14 protein-coding genes are annotated in these 16642 nt (G+C 47.4%); 9 read left to right on the top strand and 5 right to left on the bottom strand.

Translation table 11 applies throughout. The features are described from left to right. Positions 1–32: 32 nt before the first annotated feature. Together pknB and EIH22_RS06110 are read right to left on the bottom strand one after the other, a co-directional pair. Positions 33–2075 (bottom strand): Stk1 family PASTA domain-containing Ser/Thr kinase, encoded by a 2043-nt coding sequence (gene pknB, locus EIH22_RS06115; RefSeq protein ID WP_124054924.1) that lies wholly within the window; start codon positions 2073–2075, stop codon positions 33–35. Between the two features lie 97 nt (positions 2076–2172). Further along, positions 2173–3273 (bottom strand): LysM peptidoglycan-binding domain-containing protein, encoded by a 1101-nt coding sequence (locus EIH22_RS06110; RefSeq protein ID WP_124054923.1) that lies wholly within the window; start codon positions 3271–3273, stop codon positions 2173–2175. A 150-nt stretch (positions 3274–3423) separates the two neighbouring features. Here EIH22_RS06110 and EIH22_RS06105 point away from each other — a divergent pair, with 150 nt between their 5' ends. Beyond that, positions 3424–3783, top strand: coding sequence for an Rv2175c family DNA-binding protein (locus EIH22_RS06105; RefSeq protein WP_124054922.1), 360 nt, complete (start codon positions 3424–3426; stop codon positions 3781–3783). 152 nt (positions 3784–3935) lie between these two features. Here EIH22_RS06105 and EIH22_RS06100 read toward each other — a convergent pair whose 3' ends face one another. Beyond that, on the bottom strand, positions 3936–5006 hold the full coding sequence (locus tag EIH22_RS06100; RefSeq protein ID WP_124054921.1) for a polyprenyl synthetase family protein: 1071 nt from the start codon (positions 5004–5006) through the stop codon (positions 3936–3938). 114 nt (positions 5007–5120) lie between these two features. On the opposite strand from EIH22_RS06100, the gene EIH22_RS06095 reads away from it, so the two are divergent. From EIH22_RS06095 to EIH22_RS06085, 3 genes are all read left to right on the top strand, one after another. Continuing rightward, a complete protein-coding gene (locus tag EIH22_RS06095) occupies positions 5121–6365 on the top strand; it encodes a DUF4192 family protein (RefSeq protein WP_160149034.1) in 1245 nt (414 codons plus the stop codon). Positions 6366–6582: 217 nt separating this feature from the next. Further along, entirely contained in the window at positions 6583–7008 is a 426-nt protein-coding gene (locus EIH22_RS06090; protein ID WP_124054919.1) for a universal stress protein, read from the top strand. Between the two features lie 115 nt (positions 7009–7123). Further along, positions 7124–8617 (top strand): RNA polymerase sigma factor, encoded by a 1494-nt coding sequence (locus EIH22_RS06085; protein WP_124054918.1) that lies wholly within the window; start codon positions 7124–7126, stop codon positions 8615–8617. 33 nt (positions 8618–8650) lie between these two features. Here EIH22_RS06085 and EIH22_RS06080 read toward each other — a convergent pair whose 3' ends face one another. Beyond that, the gene (locus EIH22_RS06080; protein WP_160149033.1) at positions 8651–9268 is read right to left on the bottom strand and encodes a 3'-5' exonuclease; all 618 of its coding nucleotides are present in this window, start codon (positions 9266–9268) and stop codon (positions 8651–8653) included. A 123-nt stretch (positions 9269–9391) separates the two neighbouring features. Here EIH22_RS06080 and EIH22_RS06075 point away from each other — a divergent pair, with 123 nt between their 5' ends. The 4 genes from EIH22_RS06075 (at position 9392) to EIH22_RS06060 (ending at position 13938) form a co-directional block, all read left to right on the top strand. Then, positions 9392–9586 (top strand): DUF7455 domain-containing protein, encoded by a 195-nt coding sequence (locus EIH22_RS06075; RefSeq protein WP_124054916.1) that lies wholly within the window; start codon positions 9392–9394, stop codon positions 9584–9586. Between the two features lie 113 nt (positions 9587–9699). Beyond that, a complete protein-coding gene (locus EIH22_RS06070) occupies positions 9700–11829 on the top strand; it encodes a DNA gyrase/topoisomerase IV subunit B (RefSeq protein ID WP_200829197.1) in 2130 nt (709 codons plus the stop codon). Positions 11830–11911: 82 nt separating this feature from the next. Further along, the gene (locus tag EIH22_RS06065) at positions 11912–12967 is read left to right on the top strand and encodes a GNAT family N-acetyltransferase (protein ID WP_124054915.1); all 1056 of its coding nucleotides are present in this window, start codon (positions 11912–11914) and stop codon (positions 12965–12967) included. Further along, a complete protein-coding gene (locus EIH22_RS06060; RefSeq protein WP_124054914.1) occupies positions 12964–13938 on the top strand; it encodes a GNAT family N-acetyltransferase in 975 nt (324 codons plus the stop codon). Before EIH22_RS06065 ends, EIH22_RS06060 begins: the two co-directional genes overlap by 4 nt. 86 nt (positions 13939–14024) lie before the next feature. On the opposite strand, the gene EIH22_RS06055 is transcribed toward EIH22_RS06060, so the two are convergent. Next, the gene (locus EIH22_RS06055; RefSeq protein WP_124054913.1) at positions 14025–16457 is read right to left on the bottom strand and encodes a DNA gyrase/topoisomerase IV subunit A; all 2433 of its coding nucleotides are present in this window, start codon (positions 16455–16457) and stop codon (positions 14025–14027) included. A gap of 37 nt (positions 16458–16494) precedes the next feature. Here EIH22_RS06055 and EIH22_RS08935 point away from each other — a divergent pair, with 37 nt between their 5' ends. Further along, positions 16495–16638: a hypothetical protein gene (locus EIH22_RS08935; protein WP_160149032.1), complete on the top strand. Its 144-nt coding sequence runs from the start codon at positions 16495–16497 to the stop codon at positions 16636–16638. The last annotated feature ends 4 nt before the right edge of the window (positions 16639–16642 follow it).

Genomic DNA, 16642 nt, shown 5'->3' with positions numbered 1-16642 from the left:
TGGGTTGGGCTATCAATGCCTAACCAAGCCTTCTAAACCACTTTAATTTTGATAGTACTACCGGGTTGAACCATTTCATCAGCGCCCGGATTCTGTGCGCGAACAGTACCGAAGATTCCGCCGAGAATGCGCTCAACTTCGACGTTAAATCCGGCGTCCTTGAGAGTCTTTACTGCATCTTTTTCTTGTTTCCCAAAAACATCAGGCACCTTGACTGGTTGAGGTCCCTTGGAAACTGAAATCTTTACCGAGTCATTCTTATATCGACCGGTACCCTCATCCGGTGATTGTGAAACGACCTGTCCCGGCGGGATCGAACTAGAGTACTCTTCGGAGATTTCTACCTTCAATCCGGCCTTAGTGAGAGCTTCCTGGGCTTGGGCGCTGTTTAGTCCAACTACCTTAGGTACTTTCACGGGCTCGCGACCTTGAGAAATAACAATAGTTACTTCAGAGTCATGAGTTGCAGAAGCGCCGGCGATCGGTTCTTGGGAGATTACTTTTCCTTTAGCAACGGAATCTGACCAAGCCTGCGTTACCTTTGCGGTAAATCTCGATTTCTTGATGATGTCCTCCGCCTGTGCTTGCTCTTGGGCAACTACATTCGGAACGGTAAGAATCTCCACACCGTCTGAAACGATGATCGTTACGGGGTTAGAGGGATGAATTTTCGAACCTGCCTTCGGATCAGTTTCAATGACGTTACCTCGAGGAACGTCATCTGAAAAGGCGTGGTCCGTCTTGACCGTGAATCCTGCTTTTTTAAGTGTATCTGTGGCTTGTTGTGTAGATTGTCCAGCAACATTGTTGACCGTTACACGTAATCCCGGACCGGAAGCAAACCACCAATGCACTCCAAAACCTGCGGCTCCAAGTAAAACAGCAAGAAGGACGACGACGATTGGCCACCGTCGTCGTGGTTGAGAAGAAGGTGCACGGTTTTCGCTACTTGGAGAGGTGACACCCGCTCCGGAACTTTGGTTGAATGCGTTACCGTCACTGAGTTTGGGTTTGAATTCGTCAGGAAGTAAGCCGGTTTCTGCCATAGGCTCTATATCTGGCGCATGCGCATCATTCGTTGGAGTTAAAAAGTGGGTGGCAACAAGTGCTTCGGATTTCTCTAAGTTTCGAGGCTCCTCGGTAGTGCGATTGACGGGGAACACAGGAATACGTCGGAGAAGCAATTCTTCGGGGAGCCCCTCGAAAACATCGGTTAGTGCGTCTAATGCCTCAGTTCCACTGCGTGGTCGTTTGAGCGGATCTTTGGCAGTGAAAAGGGAAATCAACGAATCGACGGAAACTGGAATCCATGGTGCAAGATCACTCAAGCGTGGAACTGGATCATTGACGTGAGAATACGCGATCGATACTGGGGAAGTACCCGTGAAAGGAAGTTGGCCAGCTAGGAACTCGTAAAGCATAATGCCCACTGAATATACATCAGAAGCTGGGCTAGTCTTTTGATGCGTGACTATTTCTGGCGCAATATAGCCAACTGTGCCGAGCATTGACGTGGTGTGGGCGCTACTTGAATCGGTTGCCGCTTTCGCTAAACCAAAATCGGCAACCTTGGCCACAACACCGGTTTTATTTAATGGATGGCTTTGGTCTAGTGCTTCGGTAAGTAGAATGTTTTCTGGTTTGACGTCACGATGGATAATTCCCTTGCTATGAGCGATGCTTAACGCTGTGAGAATTTGACACGCCAAATCGAATGCTTGACCAAGTGTAAAGGAACCAAGTGCGTTGAACTGAGCTCGAAGATTTGGACCGGTAATGAGCTCCATAACTAAATAAGCACGAGTGCCATCAGGGAGATGAGCAACCCCTTGATCATAAACAGTAACGATATGCGGGGAATATAAACTTGCAGCTGACCTTGCCTCTTTGATAAATCGAGCAACGAGTGCGTTTTGTTCAGCGAGGTGTGGGTGGATGAATTTAATGGCAACATCCCTACCCAGCCGTGAGTCGGTCGCACGATATACGCTTGCCATGCCACCGCGAGCTATCCGCGCATGGATCGTGTAGCGTCCGTCTATGAGCGTTCCGAGAAGTGGGTCAATAGCATTCACAAGTTAAAGCCTATCTAACGAAGCCGGTCGCAAAGTTGCGACCGGCTCGTGTGTCTACATTGCTATATTAAATTTTAGCAATGAACACAGGATTAGATCAGAAGCGTCCCATTGCTCCCTTGATCTTTGCAACGTAGCGAACGGTATCTGGACGCATGCCGGATTTCCGTACTCCGCCTAGACCTTGGTAGTAACCTGCAACGCCCTGATCAAAGGATGAAGCGTGGGACTGTAACCAGCGGATGATGGCAACGCCTGCAATGATATTATCCTTAGGATCGAGAAGGTTGAGCTGGCGACCAACCATCTGGGATGCCCATTTACCTGCGCTAGGGATGACTTGCATGGTTCCAACTGCATTTGCAGGAGATACTGCGCGGGCATCAAATCCGGACTCAACGTATGCGTGTGCTAATGCGAGCTTAGGATCGACTCCCATTTCACGAGCAGTTTGGATAACCATCTGCTGGATTTGGGCCTTGCTTGGAACATTCGAATTTACCAGAAGGTTCTTATTGGTGTTCGCCGCGGCAACCGTTGAATTCGAATAGGTGTAGCCAGGGAAGTTATTGGTAACAAGTTGTTTCTGTGGAGCGCTTTGTGGTCCTGAAGTGGTAGCTGGTTGAGTAACTGGGGCAGAGGTTGATGCTGGAGCATTCGTACTTAAGCGCAACTGTTGTCCAACGAAAATTCGGGACGGATTAGCGATCTTGTTCAAAGATGCCAATGAGTTAACAGTCATTCCAACACGTTTCGCAATTGCTGACAAAGTATCGCCTCGTTTAACCGTGTAGGTTCCATCCGTGTTCGTGATGCTAGGAGCTGGTGAAGCTGAAGCCACAGTGGTTGTAGTAGCAGAGACTGGCGTGTTGGTGGTGATGATTAGACGTTGGCCTGGATAAATTGCGCCTTTAGCGTTTAGGCCGTTGGCATTAATAATTGCCTGCATTGAAGTATTGAACTTCTTTGCGATTCGCCACACTGAATCTCCGCGCTGAACTTGGTACGTAGCGGTCTGAGTGGTGACATTCGCTTGCTTAACCGTGTGTTGCCCGGCTAGAGCGAGATTTCCTTCAAACCGTGGTGAGTGCTCAAGCGGAGTTGCTTGAGCAGTTGCGACGGTCGCCGGAGAGACGAGTCCGACGATTGTTGCAGCTGCAAGCAGTGTTCCAGTTGCCTTTAGTGGTTTGTTCGTCACGGTTAACCTCCGATGAAATCACTCAAGAGTTAAAATTGGTATAGATGTTACAAATGAGCAATTTGTTGTTTTATGTTACAGGTGTGATGATAGTTGAAATTGCCGCGTGTCTTCAAGTTTTTAATTAAATCGCGAGGTATTATCAAAACGATGAATAATACGCTCGAACCAAATTGGTTATCTATTCCCGAAGTTGCCGACCTATTAGAACTGCGGCAACGTGATATTCGATCAATGTTGAACGAAAAGAAATTGATCGCAGTTCGACGTGGTGAAAATAATGCATTGTCGATCCATCCAGATTTATTTGTGTCAACTGAAGGCTCGACTCATATTCTGAAACCGCTACGCGGAACATTGATCGCGCTTTCTGACGCGGGATTTAGTGATGATGAGGCCATGGAGTGGTTGTTGCGTCCAGAGCCGGAACTTGGAGACTCGCCATTAGAGTGTCTTCGCACAGGTAACATTCATGCAGTGCGGCGCGCTATATCGACACTCATTTTCTAATGGATTAAAGATATTCCAATACCCATTGGGAGCTTAAGGTAATTGGTCGTCCACATGTGAATGTGGACGACCAATTACCTTATTTCTATAAGGTGCTGAGCTAAGAATGTATCGAGTTTGTATGTGAGCAGAACATATTATTCACTGTTTTCTCAGTGTGTTCGCGCTGCCAGCTTTTCAAACATCAGAGGAAGCATATTGCCAGAGATTCCACTATTTTCAAATTCATTAAGTGCTTGGTTCTCACGGTTTTCAATGAGCGATATGTATTCATCGAGTGCACCCGTTTCATGGATAATTGAACGAATTGAGTCGATTTCAGCTTCGTTAAGATCTTGACCGATACGTGAACAGAGGAATCTACGTTGCGTCTGCGTTGATAGTTTAAGTGTCATTCCCAACAATACTGTCCGTTTGCCTTCGCTTAAGTCTCCGCCCGAAGGTTTTCCGGTAATCTCTGGGTCTCCGAACACTCCGAGCAGATCATCTCTAAGTTGGAAGGCCTCGCCAAGGGGTCTACCAATCTTATGAAGAACGTCGAGCTTGGAGGCCTCGGCTCCGGCAAGAGTTGCTCCAATGATCAATGGAAGCTCAACCGAGTAACGGGCTGATTTATGTACTAGCACTGCCTGTGCGTGCGAGATGATCGATTCGGCGTCTTCTGTAAGTGGCGTATACTCTGCTCGATTGTCAAGAAACTGCCCGTACGCAACTTCGGCTGTCATCGAATGAAATGCTGAACGTGCACGGTTATGCGCGCTTTCAGAAACTGATTCGGCGTCTTCGAATGTTCGTGCGCTCAGTGACAATAAATAATCGCCGAGAAGTAACGCAGATGTTACACCGAACTGGGATCGATCAGATATCAAGTTCTTATTCTGATGTATCTTAGAAAAAGCAACGTGGACAGCGTCAACACCTCGTCTAGAAACTGCGTTGTCTACAATATCGTCGTGTACTAGCGCTGACGCTTGATAAAGTTCTAATGCCGCGCCTGCATTTACAGGTAGTTGCATTGCATTTCCGGGGAGACACGACTCCCAACCCGCGGTCATGAGTAGAGCTCTGGTACGTTTACCGGATCGGATAAATGAATCGAGCGGTTCTAAAAACTCTTCGAAGCTCGACTGAATCTGATCAGAAACCGACCAAAGGGGAGTGCCCAATGCCGACAGCATGGAGTTGGTAACGGCGGCGCGGTAGTCGTCGAGGTTGATGTGCATAATCTAAGTCTAATGGATGATAGCAAGTGTCCACATTTCATATTTCGACGGGGTTATCCACCGGATAAGCACTAACAAGGACATATGCGTTTGCTTTTCGGCAGTCTTATAGGCATGCAAACTACACTTCATCTTCGTTCGCTAGCTGAATCTCTGATTCTTATTCCTCATGCACTAGGTTTTCGTCCACTCGAGTCCATAGTGATCGCGTGTTTAGATTCAAACCATGAGGACGAAAACCTTGAGACCGAGCAGGGAACACGAAAGTCAATTGATGGTGTGCACGGTTTAGTTCACACTCCCATGGGTCCTATGCTCGTTCTACGCAAATCCATATTGAACGAAGGTCTTTCAAATTCACGGATCATTGCAGAGTATATTTCTGAAAACAAAATTCGAATCGCAAGCATTTGTTGGTTTGGAAGCGATCTTGGTTCTATGGTGCGAGATACCGAAACAATAGTGAATATTTCTCAAATCGTTTCGTTTGTTGAATCAAGAATGGAAGTATTTACACGTAGTGGATATAGAGCAAATATAGGTGTATTTGCTACGGACTTTCATAATTGGGTGGATCTAGCTGATCTTTGTTTCCTCGGTGATACCCAAAATATAGAGACAGGTGTCAAGTGTCCGAAAAATTTCGTTGAAATGGGAGGTTTCCATCCGGCGTTTAAGGACGAACGTCGTGCACCAGTATTGGAGATTCATGATTACAGGGAATTTGAAACATCGGAGATCTATTCAGAACTTGTTTTTGAAGGAGTGGCGGTTTCAGAACATGATAAGGCAATACCGAGCACGATTAAAGACTTTGATAATCCAGCTTTTGACGTATCGAGGAACGCGGTTGCTCTAGAGTTGGATCGCCTCAAGTCAACCGGTGAATTCGACGATCCGAGCTGGGTTGAAATAGCAACGCAATATTTTGGACGTTTCAACTCTGGCGACGAATGCTCCTCGCAAGATATACATAGAACTGCTGCGGTGCTAATTCATGCCATGAGGAAAATCGAAAACCGAGATAAAATCATCGTATATGCACTTTTGCCGGGGAATTTATTGTTCTCAGAAATCCGCAGTCAATCTCTTTCGCGACTTTTGGATAAAGCTTCGTGCGCTGCTCCAGATAACGATAAACTTGGAGCCGTTATCTCGGCAATGATTGAACTGCATAATGTCAGTCCAAAAACAGAAGTTGCGCCGCTCGCCGTTATTGCTTACCTAAAATGGTGGATCGGTGCAGGTACCGATGCATATTCATGTGCTTCGCTAGCTCTCACCCGAGATCCCGATTATTCGCTTGCAAAGCTAGTTGAGTATGCGATAAGGGTTCAATTACCTCCTCCATGGGTATAGATAAATGAACGAAACTGCATTGGCGAAGAGAAGTGATGTAAAGACCTAGGTGAATACCATAGCAATCGGTTTTGAGTATGGCTTAGATGTTAAAATTCTTAAAATAAATACTTCTCAGTAGGTGAATATTTCTATTATTTTGCCGAGCGAATGGTAGTGTGACGATAGGTCAATTCTCGGCGCTACCGTGGTATTTCCGAAGAGAGGTTGGAAAATAATGACTCTTTTGATTCCTGTTCTTGCATCGAACATCGAATCTGATGCATTGGCATCAGGTATTACCTTTGCTCAAGAACACGAAGGGTCACTCCAAGTATTCCTTGATTTTTCAAATGCTGACTACACCCAAGATTCGATGAATAACACGATTGATGCCATCAGTGAAAAACTTGATGTTGCGGATATCCAATACCGTGTAGAGACAGTCCTTCGCGGAGACGATATGGTCGAAAAGCTAACTGGCGCTGCACGAGCTAACTCAAATGATGTGGTTATTGTCGGCCTTCAGTCGAAAATCTCACAAGAAAAGGTTCATCTGGGATCACAGATCCAGCGTATTTTACTTGAAGTTCCGTGTGCAGTCTTTATTTTGCGTCCGGATACAGGCGATTTCTTCGAGCCGTTGCAAACGTCAAGGGAATAAATCTGCTTCTTTGCGAGTTATCACTGATGCGGTTCCGTTAGGGAACTGCCCACTTTGCGCGTTATAATAGTGCAGCTGGCTCTCACAGCATCATCCTAAGTTCGAAAGGTCACACGTGGCTGCTTCCACTTCTCAAAAAACAGTATCGTCTAAAACTAAGAAGGCGGAGTCTGAAGAAATTACTGCACCGCTCAATACAGCATTGAAAGCGGCGTGGGTGGAGTACCGAGTAACTCGTGGCGATCTATCCGAAAAAGATGCTAAGGCTTTAACTAAAAAAGAGCTTATCGATTTTGAACCTGCTGAGGTTGTTACTCCTGCAACTCCCGCTGTCAAGAAAGCTATCAAGAAGCGTGGTAAAGCCAAAGACGCGGAAGTTGATGAAGAAGTAGCCGAAACCAAGGTCGCAGAAGAAACGGATTCTTCGGAGGAATCTGATCTTGATACCGTTTCGACCCCAGAAGAACCTGATTCGTTGGACGATGATGCGGATATCGATGTCGACGATATCGAAGAAGATGAAGAAGACATTGAAGACGAGGATATTGACGATGAGGACGTCGATTCCGAGACCTCGGCTTCTTCTGACGAGGCCGACGATGACGCTGAGAAGAAAACCAAGGTTACGTCTGCTGGCGCCTTCGTCATGAAAGATTCGGACGACACCGACGAACCGCAGCAGCGTGTCCATGTTGCAGGAGCGACAGCCGACTCGGTCAAGGATTACCTGAAGCAGATCGGTAAAGTTGCTCTTTTGAACGCTGAGCAAGAGGTTGAACTGGCGAAGCGAATTGAAGCTGGACTTTTTGCTCGTCACATTTTGGATACAACCGAGATTGAGGATGCTCGTAAGCGTCGTGAACTCGTGTTAATTTCTCGTGACGGACAAAATGCAAAGAACCATTTGTTAGAAGCAAACCTGCGACTGGTCGTGTCCCTTGCGAAGAGATACACGGGGCGTGGAATGCTCTTCTTGGACTTGATTCAAGAAGGAAACCTTGGTTTGGTGCGAGCTGTAGAGAAATTCGACTACGCCAAAGGGTATAAGTTCTCAACTTACGCAACATGGTGGATCCGTCAGGCGATTACCCGTGCTATGGCTGATCAAGCGCGTACGATTCGTATTCCAGTGCACATGGTTGAGGTCATTAACAAACTTGCACGTGTACAGCGTCAGATGCTCCAAGATCTCGGCCGTGAACCTACGGTTGAAGAGCTTGCTAAAGAGCTGGACATGACCGAAGAAAAAGTCGTCGAAGTTCAAAAGTATGGTCGTGAACCAATCTCATTGCACACCCCGCTTGGGGAAGATGGGGATTCTGAATTCGGCGATTTGATTGAAGATTCCGAGGCAGTTGTTCCTGCTGATGCAGTTGGTTTTACTCTCTTGCAAGAGCAGCTCCACCAAGTACTCGATACACTATCTGAGCGCGAAGCCGGTGTGGTCGCAATGCGATTTGGTTTGACTGATGGTCAGCCTAAGACTCTTGATGAAATAGGCAAGGTTTACGGTGTGACTCGCGAACGTATCCGCCAGATTGAATCGAAGACGATGTCGAAGCTTCGTCATCCCTCACGTTCCCAGGTGTTGAGGGACTATCTCGACTAAGCCAAGGATTTGTTGCTTAAACAGCGTTAAAGTTTAGTTACCTGCCCAGGCATGAGCTCTCAGCCATTGTCCGGGCAGGACTTTTTCTCCGCGTCGATTCAATGCACAGTTACAAACTCGTTCATTATTTTGCTCTCTATATGCAAATTCTTCTAATAGTCCTAAACAAGCCTTGGCATCAAAAATCGCGCGATGGCGCTGTTCGTAGTCTACTGAATGGAATTGCGCTAAATGAGCCAGGGAATGCCTCTTCGACTCTGAATAGATATGTGATTGGTCCATCGTACATACAACCGCGGAAAGTGGAATACTGTGCGGAAGATTGTTCCTCTTAAATTCGGCGTTTAGGAAGGAAACATCGAATGCTGCATTGTGCGCCACAATAACTCGCCCTTTTAACAGATTATGTACCTGGGTAGAAACATCGGCAAACTGCGGAGCTTGAGTCACATCAGCATCTGAAATTCCGTGAATTTGTGTTCCCGTCACAGGCATATTGGGATTAATTAGCGTTGACCAAGTCGAATCGATATTTAAATGCTCGTCAGTCAAAATGATCGCGATTTCGATAATACGATCGCGCGATGGAATGAGCCCCGTCGTTTCGAGATCGATGACGGCAAAGGGACGGGTTAAAGAATCTCGGAGCACGTCTTGATTGTACGCACGAGAGTGAAAGAACACTAAAGTATGTAATTACGTTGTGGTTTCGTCCAGTGTGAAATTTAACGGGGCTTTCTTGAGTTTGTCTATCAAGCATGTAATTATCAAAGTGTGAATACAGTAGTAGAAGAGAAGCAATTGACGGCAGCAGATCGGTGTGATGCATGTGGTGCCCAGGCGTATGTGGCGGTTGAGATGCCATATGGGAATCTGATGTTCTGTGCACATCATGCCCGCCAGCACCGCGCAAAGATCGATGAAGTTGCGATCCATATCGTTGATCAAACTGATCAAATCAAGAAGTGATGCCTGCACAATACTTCGCTTTACCTTTTGTTCCTGCTAATGATGCCTCATCTGTGAGCGATTTGGCGTGTGGCGATACCCAAATTTTTAGCTGATCTAGGTACACTTTATCCGTGTCAATTACTGCAAAATCACAAGAATATACCGCACGTCATCTTTCGGTGCTCGAAGGTTTAGAAGCTGTTCGCAAGCGCCCAGGTATGTATATCGGCTCTACCGATTCACGTGGTTTGATGCACTGCGCGTGGGAAATCATCGATAACGCCGTTGATGAAGCTCTTGAAGGTTTTGCAAAGAATATCGCCGTTACTATCTACGACGACGGCTCAATTGAAGTTTCCGACGACGGCCGTGGCATTCCAGTGGACGAGGTACCAGGTACCGGGGCATCTGGTGTTGAAGTCGTTTATACCAAGCTCCATGCCGGTGGAAAGTTTGGTGGAGGATCATACTCATCGTCTGGAGGCTTGCACGGTGTAGGCGCATCAGTTGTGAATGCTCTGTCAGAACGTTTAGACGTACACGTCAATCGTGACGGTAAGACCTGGGCAATGTCTTTCCGACGTGGTGAGCCTGGCCTCTTCAAAGACAAAAAGGGCGTTTTGAGCCCACATTCTATTTTCGAACCATTTGTCGATTCCTCTGAACTTCAAGTAGTTGGCAAAGTTGCAAAGAAAACTACCGGAACGAAGGTGCGCTACTGGGCTGATCCGGAGATCTTCCCAAGCTCTGCAAGCTTTAAATTTGACGAGCTAATCGAACGCGTACGTGAAAAGGCGTTTTTGGTGCCCGGGTTGCGCATTACGGTCACCGACGAACGAGTTCTCGACGACGGTGAGACGCAGCCTCGCGTGGAGGAGTTCCACTTCGACGGTGGCGTAGTCGATTTCGTTGATTTCCTTGCTTTGGATCCACCAGTCACCGATGTTTTTCGGATCCAGGGTGTTGGATCTTTCAAGGAAAGCGTCCAGATGCTCGATAAATCAACAGGTCATCTACGTGCACAAGATGTAGAGCGCGAGTGTAAAGTTGACATCGCGATGCGGTGGGGAACCGGCTATGAAACCACCGAAGAATCTTTTGTCAATATCATTGCCACGCCTAAAGGCGGTACCCATATTCAAGGTTTTGAGATGGGGCTTCTAAAGGCGGTGCGGTCCCAAATCGAAGCAAAGGCCCGCCAGCTCAAGGTCACTGCCAGAGACGCCAAAATTGAGAAAGACGATGCTTTAGCAGGTTTGACTGCTGTAGTTACGGTGAGCTTCCCAGAGCCACAGTTTGAGGGACAAACGAAGGAAATCCTTGGAACTGCACCGATTCGAGCGATTGTTTCGCGAATTGTGGAGAAAGAAATGACTAAGATTCTTAACTCTACGAAGCGTGATCAAAAAACGGAAAATCAGCGCCTTTTGGAAAAGATTATTGCTGAAATGCGAGCTCGAGTAGCTGCACGTACGCAAAAAGAAATTTCTAGGCGAAAGAATGCCCTTGAAACCTCTACTTTGCCTGCAAAGCTTGCTGATTGTAGAACCGAAGACGTAGCTCGCACCGAGTTATTTATCGTAGAGGGTGACTCGGCACTCGGCACTGCAAAACTCGCGCGATCTTCAGATTTCCAAGCTCTTCTTCCGATACGTGGAAAGATCCTTAATGTTCAAAAAGCATCGCCTGCGGACATTTTAAGAAACCAAGAGGTTTCTTCAATTATCCAGGTAGTCGGTGCTGGATCTGGACGAACTTTTGACCTTGAGGCTGCCCGTTACGGGAAGGTCATCTTTATGACGGATGCTGATGTTGACGGTGCGCATATTCGTACTCTTTTGTTGACTCTTTTCTTTAGATATATGCGCCCCTTGGTTGAAGCTGGACGTGTTTTCGCGGCGGTACCACCGCTACATCGAGTTGAAGTAATTAATCCTGGAAGCAAGAAAAACGAGTTTATTTATACGTATTCTGATGCAGAACTTCACGCCGTGTTAAAGAAGATTGATCGCGAAGGGAAACGCTATAAAGAACCAATTCAGCGCTATAAAGGTCTGGGGGAAATGGATGCTGACCAGCTCGCCGAAACTACTATGGACCCCTCGCATCGGATGTTGCGCCGAATCTCAATGGAAGATGAAGTCGCGTTGCGAGATGCCGAAGCAACTTTTGAATTACTTATGGGTAGCGATGTAGCCCCTCGGAAGGACTTTATTATCGAAGGCGCCGACGACATTTCCCGCGAGCAGATTGACGCCTGAGAAGTCAATAAGCTCTCAACGCCCGTAGCAAACGAAAGTGGCTTTGTAGCGACGTTCCTTGCACATTCGATAGGATATAACCATGACCATTAATTCCCAGTCTCGAGCCGACGATGCATCTGATACGAAGTCGTTGGTTCGTCGTCTTAATCCTCCTGCAGTAGCTGCTCATCCTGGCGCTCATCTGGGGCTATCATGGCGCCCTATTACTCAAGAAGATATCGACTGTGTTGTTGGACTTATGCAGGAGTCAGCCGGCGAAACTTTAACAGGGGATAGGGTCAGCACTCGAACGGCGCGATCTGAATTAGACTTCGTTATTAAGCATCCGGATAGTGCGGATACGCTCGGTGGTTGGAACTCCAACGGAGAGCTAAAAGCATTTGCGATGGTGGAAGTTAACTCCGATGCTTTGACCGAAATTCAAGCTGATGCGTTCGCCGTCGTTTGTGGTGCGTGGCGCGGACGTGGAATTGGACGTCTGCTTTTAGAGTGGCAAGATGCGCGGGCACGTCAGCTAATTGCAATGGATGGGCGTGACCTTCCAGTTTCAATTCGCTCGGTTGTTAACTCCGATAATCTTGATCGTCGTCGTCTCTTGGCCGCGGGCGGTTTTTCTCCGTATATCAAGAAGAATTTGCTGTATAAAGACGTTACTGAGGAAGATTTTAAAACGGGTGATCAAGCGCTAGCTCGTTTTAAAGAGCAAGGGTTTGACCTTATCCCGTTTACAGCGGAATTGACAGAGGAACTTCGCCGCCTCCATAACCGCCTGAGTCTTTCTAAGGAAAGACTCCAGCCCTATTCAAAAGACAACTGGTTGAAGCTCTCTCAGAGTTTCGACCCTGAGCATTCATTCGTTTTGCGGTCGGAATCCAATATTATTGGATATGCGATTTCAGTGCTAACTGATGATCCAACTGAACGTTTGATCAGGCATTATGGTGTAGAGCGGGGATTACGCAATCGGGGAATTGGCACTGATCTTATTCTTTCTTTCATGAGCACCGAGATCGGTCAAGTGGGAAATGTTATCGTGGTTCCTGTGATTGCTGATGCCGATCCTCAAAATCATTTCTTGTCAAAATTCGGTTTCGCCGAACGCGCAGCCCAGATCCTTTACACTATTGACCTATGACGAGTACGCAAACGCCTGGTTTTTGGCTGTGGAAAGAGCTGACGGTTGACGATGTAGCAACTGTTGGAAACCTGATCAGTTTGATTGAAGAAGCAGATCAGGCAGCCATTCGTACCACACGCCAAGAAGTTGAGTCCTATTTCAGCGAAAGCCAAGTTTGGCTTGCTGAAGGCGCTTGGGTGGGCTCTGAGCTTGTTGCTTTCAGTTTCATTCGCGCTTCTAGGTCCGACGACGGCCTGGCACTCACCGTGTCAGGTGGCGTGCATACCCGGTGGCGTGCGCGGGGCTTGGGTGCAGAGTTGCTTGAGCGTCAGCAAGAGAACGCTCGTGAACTTACTCGGCGTCTAGGGTATTCAGGTGCACGAATGAGTATGTATATTGATTCAGATCAAGGTGATTTGGCGAATCTTGCCACTCTGTACAGCTTCACTGAATCAGCTCGTTACCTGCAGTACCGACGTTCTCTTGTACCAAAACCGATTACGCCTGAATTAGGTAGATACCTTGAAATTATTCCGTTAACAAAAGAGTTCGAGCCAGAGGTTTGGAGCGCTCATCAAAAGTTTATGTCTCAGAATTCACTGGGGACCGTCGAAAACTATGAGCAGTGGTTAGAGCTTCGTAGCTCCATGGTAGATAAATGGTGCTTTGTAGCACTTGATACCTTTGGCGACCGACCAGAATTGGCGGGATACGTACTGTGTTCAAAATTCCGTTCTTTTACCACTGACGATACCGAAGACGAAGGCTATATCGAAGAAATTGCTGTGCTCCCACAGTGGCGCGATCGTAATCTAGTAGAGAATTTAGTTGCGAACTGTATGGACGCATTCAAACGAGATTCGATGAAACTCATCGGCATCGATTTGGAAAGTGATAAAAACACCGATGTCAATCAAACAGCTCAAATGCTACGACTATACAATTTTGAAAAAGTAGCAGAAATGATCGTCGTCGACCGTGATATTTGAGTTTGGTATTTGTAGAACCACGCAAATACCAAACTCATCAACCTCACTAGAATAATTACCTTCTACCGAAGCGCGCAAAGGGATTCTTAGCCAATAGTTGCAATGATTCCCTTCGCGGGCACACCTGAGCCATCTCGACGTTCGTCGATCTCTGGTAGTTCAACTGCCTGACCAGACTTCGTATTCGCTCGAGCGGGTAACTCTCCAACCCATGCAAAGGTGAGTTGGTCCTCGCCACGTAGGAACCGGTGGGTGCGAACGCCACCAGTTGCACGTCCCTTCGCAGGATAACGGTCCAATGGAGTGACCTTGATTGAGCCAAGTTCCGTTCCAGGAAGTGCAGTCGAAGAACCAGCAATAGTTACTACGCCTTGAGCACTAATATCGTTTCCAGGTGCAATACCCATTGCAAGTACAGTTGCGCCATCCGCTAAGCGAATACCTGCCACACCTTGACCTGTGCGTCCTTGCGGACGGACACTTTCAGCATCGAACCGAAGTAAACTGGCGTTGCTTGTTACGAGTACGACGACGTCGGTATCGGCTGCTGGATGCGCAGCAACTACCTTATCGCCATCGGAAAGGCTAATGGCATCAAATGGTGTTTTGTTCGGGAAACTTGGATTTAGGCGCTTGATCTTTCCCGCTTCGGTTGCGATTGCGAGCGGAACCGAATCTTCTTCGAGGGAGAATGCGGCGACGACGTTTTCATCCTCACCTAGCAAAGCGATTTCTGAAATTGCGGCGCCTGCCCCTAATCCAGGCGCCGCATCAGTGACTGGAATCGCGGGGATATCAAGTACAGAAAGTTTGTGAACAAGTCCAGTGTCGGTGAGAACGCCAATTTGGGAGTGATTAGAGGTTTTTACCATTGACACAATGGCATCGTGGGAAGCTCGTCCACCGGAGCGAGATGGTGGTTGTTCGCTTACAATTCGTGCCACCAAACCAGTACCACTGAGCATAACCCAACACGGATCGTCTTCAATTTTCAGACTCATCTTCTTCGCTGCGACTGCATTCGCCGAGTTATCGCTTTCCAAGAGCACGGTGCGGCGAGGTGTGCCGTATTGCTGGGCAACCTCTGCCATCTCAGAGGACACCAAATCTTTAAGAGCGTCTTCCGATGACAGGATGATTTCTAATTCGGCAATCTGCTTAAGTAAAGCATCACGTTCAGCTTCGAGTTCAATCTGAGAGAATTTTGTTAAGCGACGCAAACGCAATTCAAGAATATACTCAGCCTGCAACTCACTAAGATCAAAAACGGCCATTAGTCGAGTTAGGGCGACTTGGGAATCATCGGAAGACCGAATCACCGCGATAACTTCGTCGATATCCAAAATAGCGATCAGTAAACCTTCTACAAGGTGTAGACGATCCTTTGCTTTGGTTAGGCGGAATTGTGAACGCCGCCGAGTAACCGAAATACGATGGTCTATATATACCTTAAGTAGCTCGATGAGGCCCAAGGTACGCGGTTGCCCTTCAACGAGTGCAACGTTATTTATTCCAAAGGATTCTTCGAGAGGTGTGTGCTGATAGAGTGCAGCCAAAACGGCTTCAGGATTGAAGGAATTCTTAACCTCAACCACAAGACGCATTCCATGATGACGATCCGTTAGGTTCTGAACACCTGAAATTCCTTGCAGTTTCTTGGACTGAACGCCGTCTTTGATTTTCTCAATTACCTTTTCCGGTCCGGTGAGGTAGGGGAGCTCAGTGAAAATAATGCCCTTTTTACGAGCTGAAATATTTTCAATATGGGCAGTTGCGCGAGTCTTGAAGATACCGCGTCCGGTTTCATAGGCTTGGCGAATTCCTTCAAGTCCCACAATCTTTCCACCTTCAGGAAGATCTGGACCTGGAATAAAACGCATAACTTCCTCAAGGCTGGCATTGGGATGCTTGAGCAGATGGCGTGCACCTGAAATAACTTCAACCAAGTTATGAGGGGCCATATTTGTAGCCATGCCGACGGCAATTCCCGAAGAACCATTGACAAGCAAGTTTGGAATTGCAGCTGGAAGTACCTCTGGTTGTTGGAGAGTATTGTCGTAGTTCGGAATCATGTCAACAACGTCTTCATTGAGCGAAGTCGTCATTGCAAGTGCGGCTTTCGCCATTCGCACCTCGGTGTAACGCGGTGCTGCTGGACCGTCGTCGAGAGAGCCGAAGTTACCATGTCCATCTACCATTGGAAGACGGAGTGTAAATGGTTGGGCGAGGCGAACCATGGCATCGTAAATTGCGGTGTCACCGTGTGGATGGAGCTTTCCCATAACGTCGCCGACGACGCGTGAAGATTTAACGTGTCCCTTATCTGGACGCAACCCCATTTGATCCATCTGAAAAAGGATGCGTCGCTGCACTGGCTTTAACCCGTCGCGTGCATCAGGCAAAGCACGCGCATAGATAACCGAGTACGAGTATTCCAAAAAAGAGTTCCGCATTTCTTTGGAAACATCAATATCTACAATATTTTCGGTGACCGGTGCTTGTGAAGGTGCTTTTGCCATTCTCTCATTATCTGTGAAAACCGCCAGATTTGGCACATTGGCACGCGTAAATATGCGTGATCTTAACGACGCATGCGACGTTGTTTCTGACTTTCCACCTGCATCATGGGACAATAAAACTTACAGCGGTGCACGTGTAATGCGTACCGATGAACGAAAACTGCAACCGATCCTAGATTGAGGAA

It is taken from the genome of Arcanobacterium ihumii (assembly GCF_900604515.1).
In the GTDB taxonomy this organism is placed as follows: domain Bacteria; phylum Actinomycetota; class Actinomycetes; order Actinomycetales; family Actinomycetaceae; genus Arcanobacterium_A; species Arcanobacterium_A ihumii.
The sequence above is the reverse complement of the archived record's forward strand: the minus strand, read 5'-3'. Positions and strand labels throughout refer to the sequence as shown.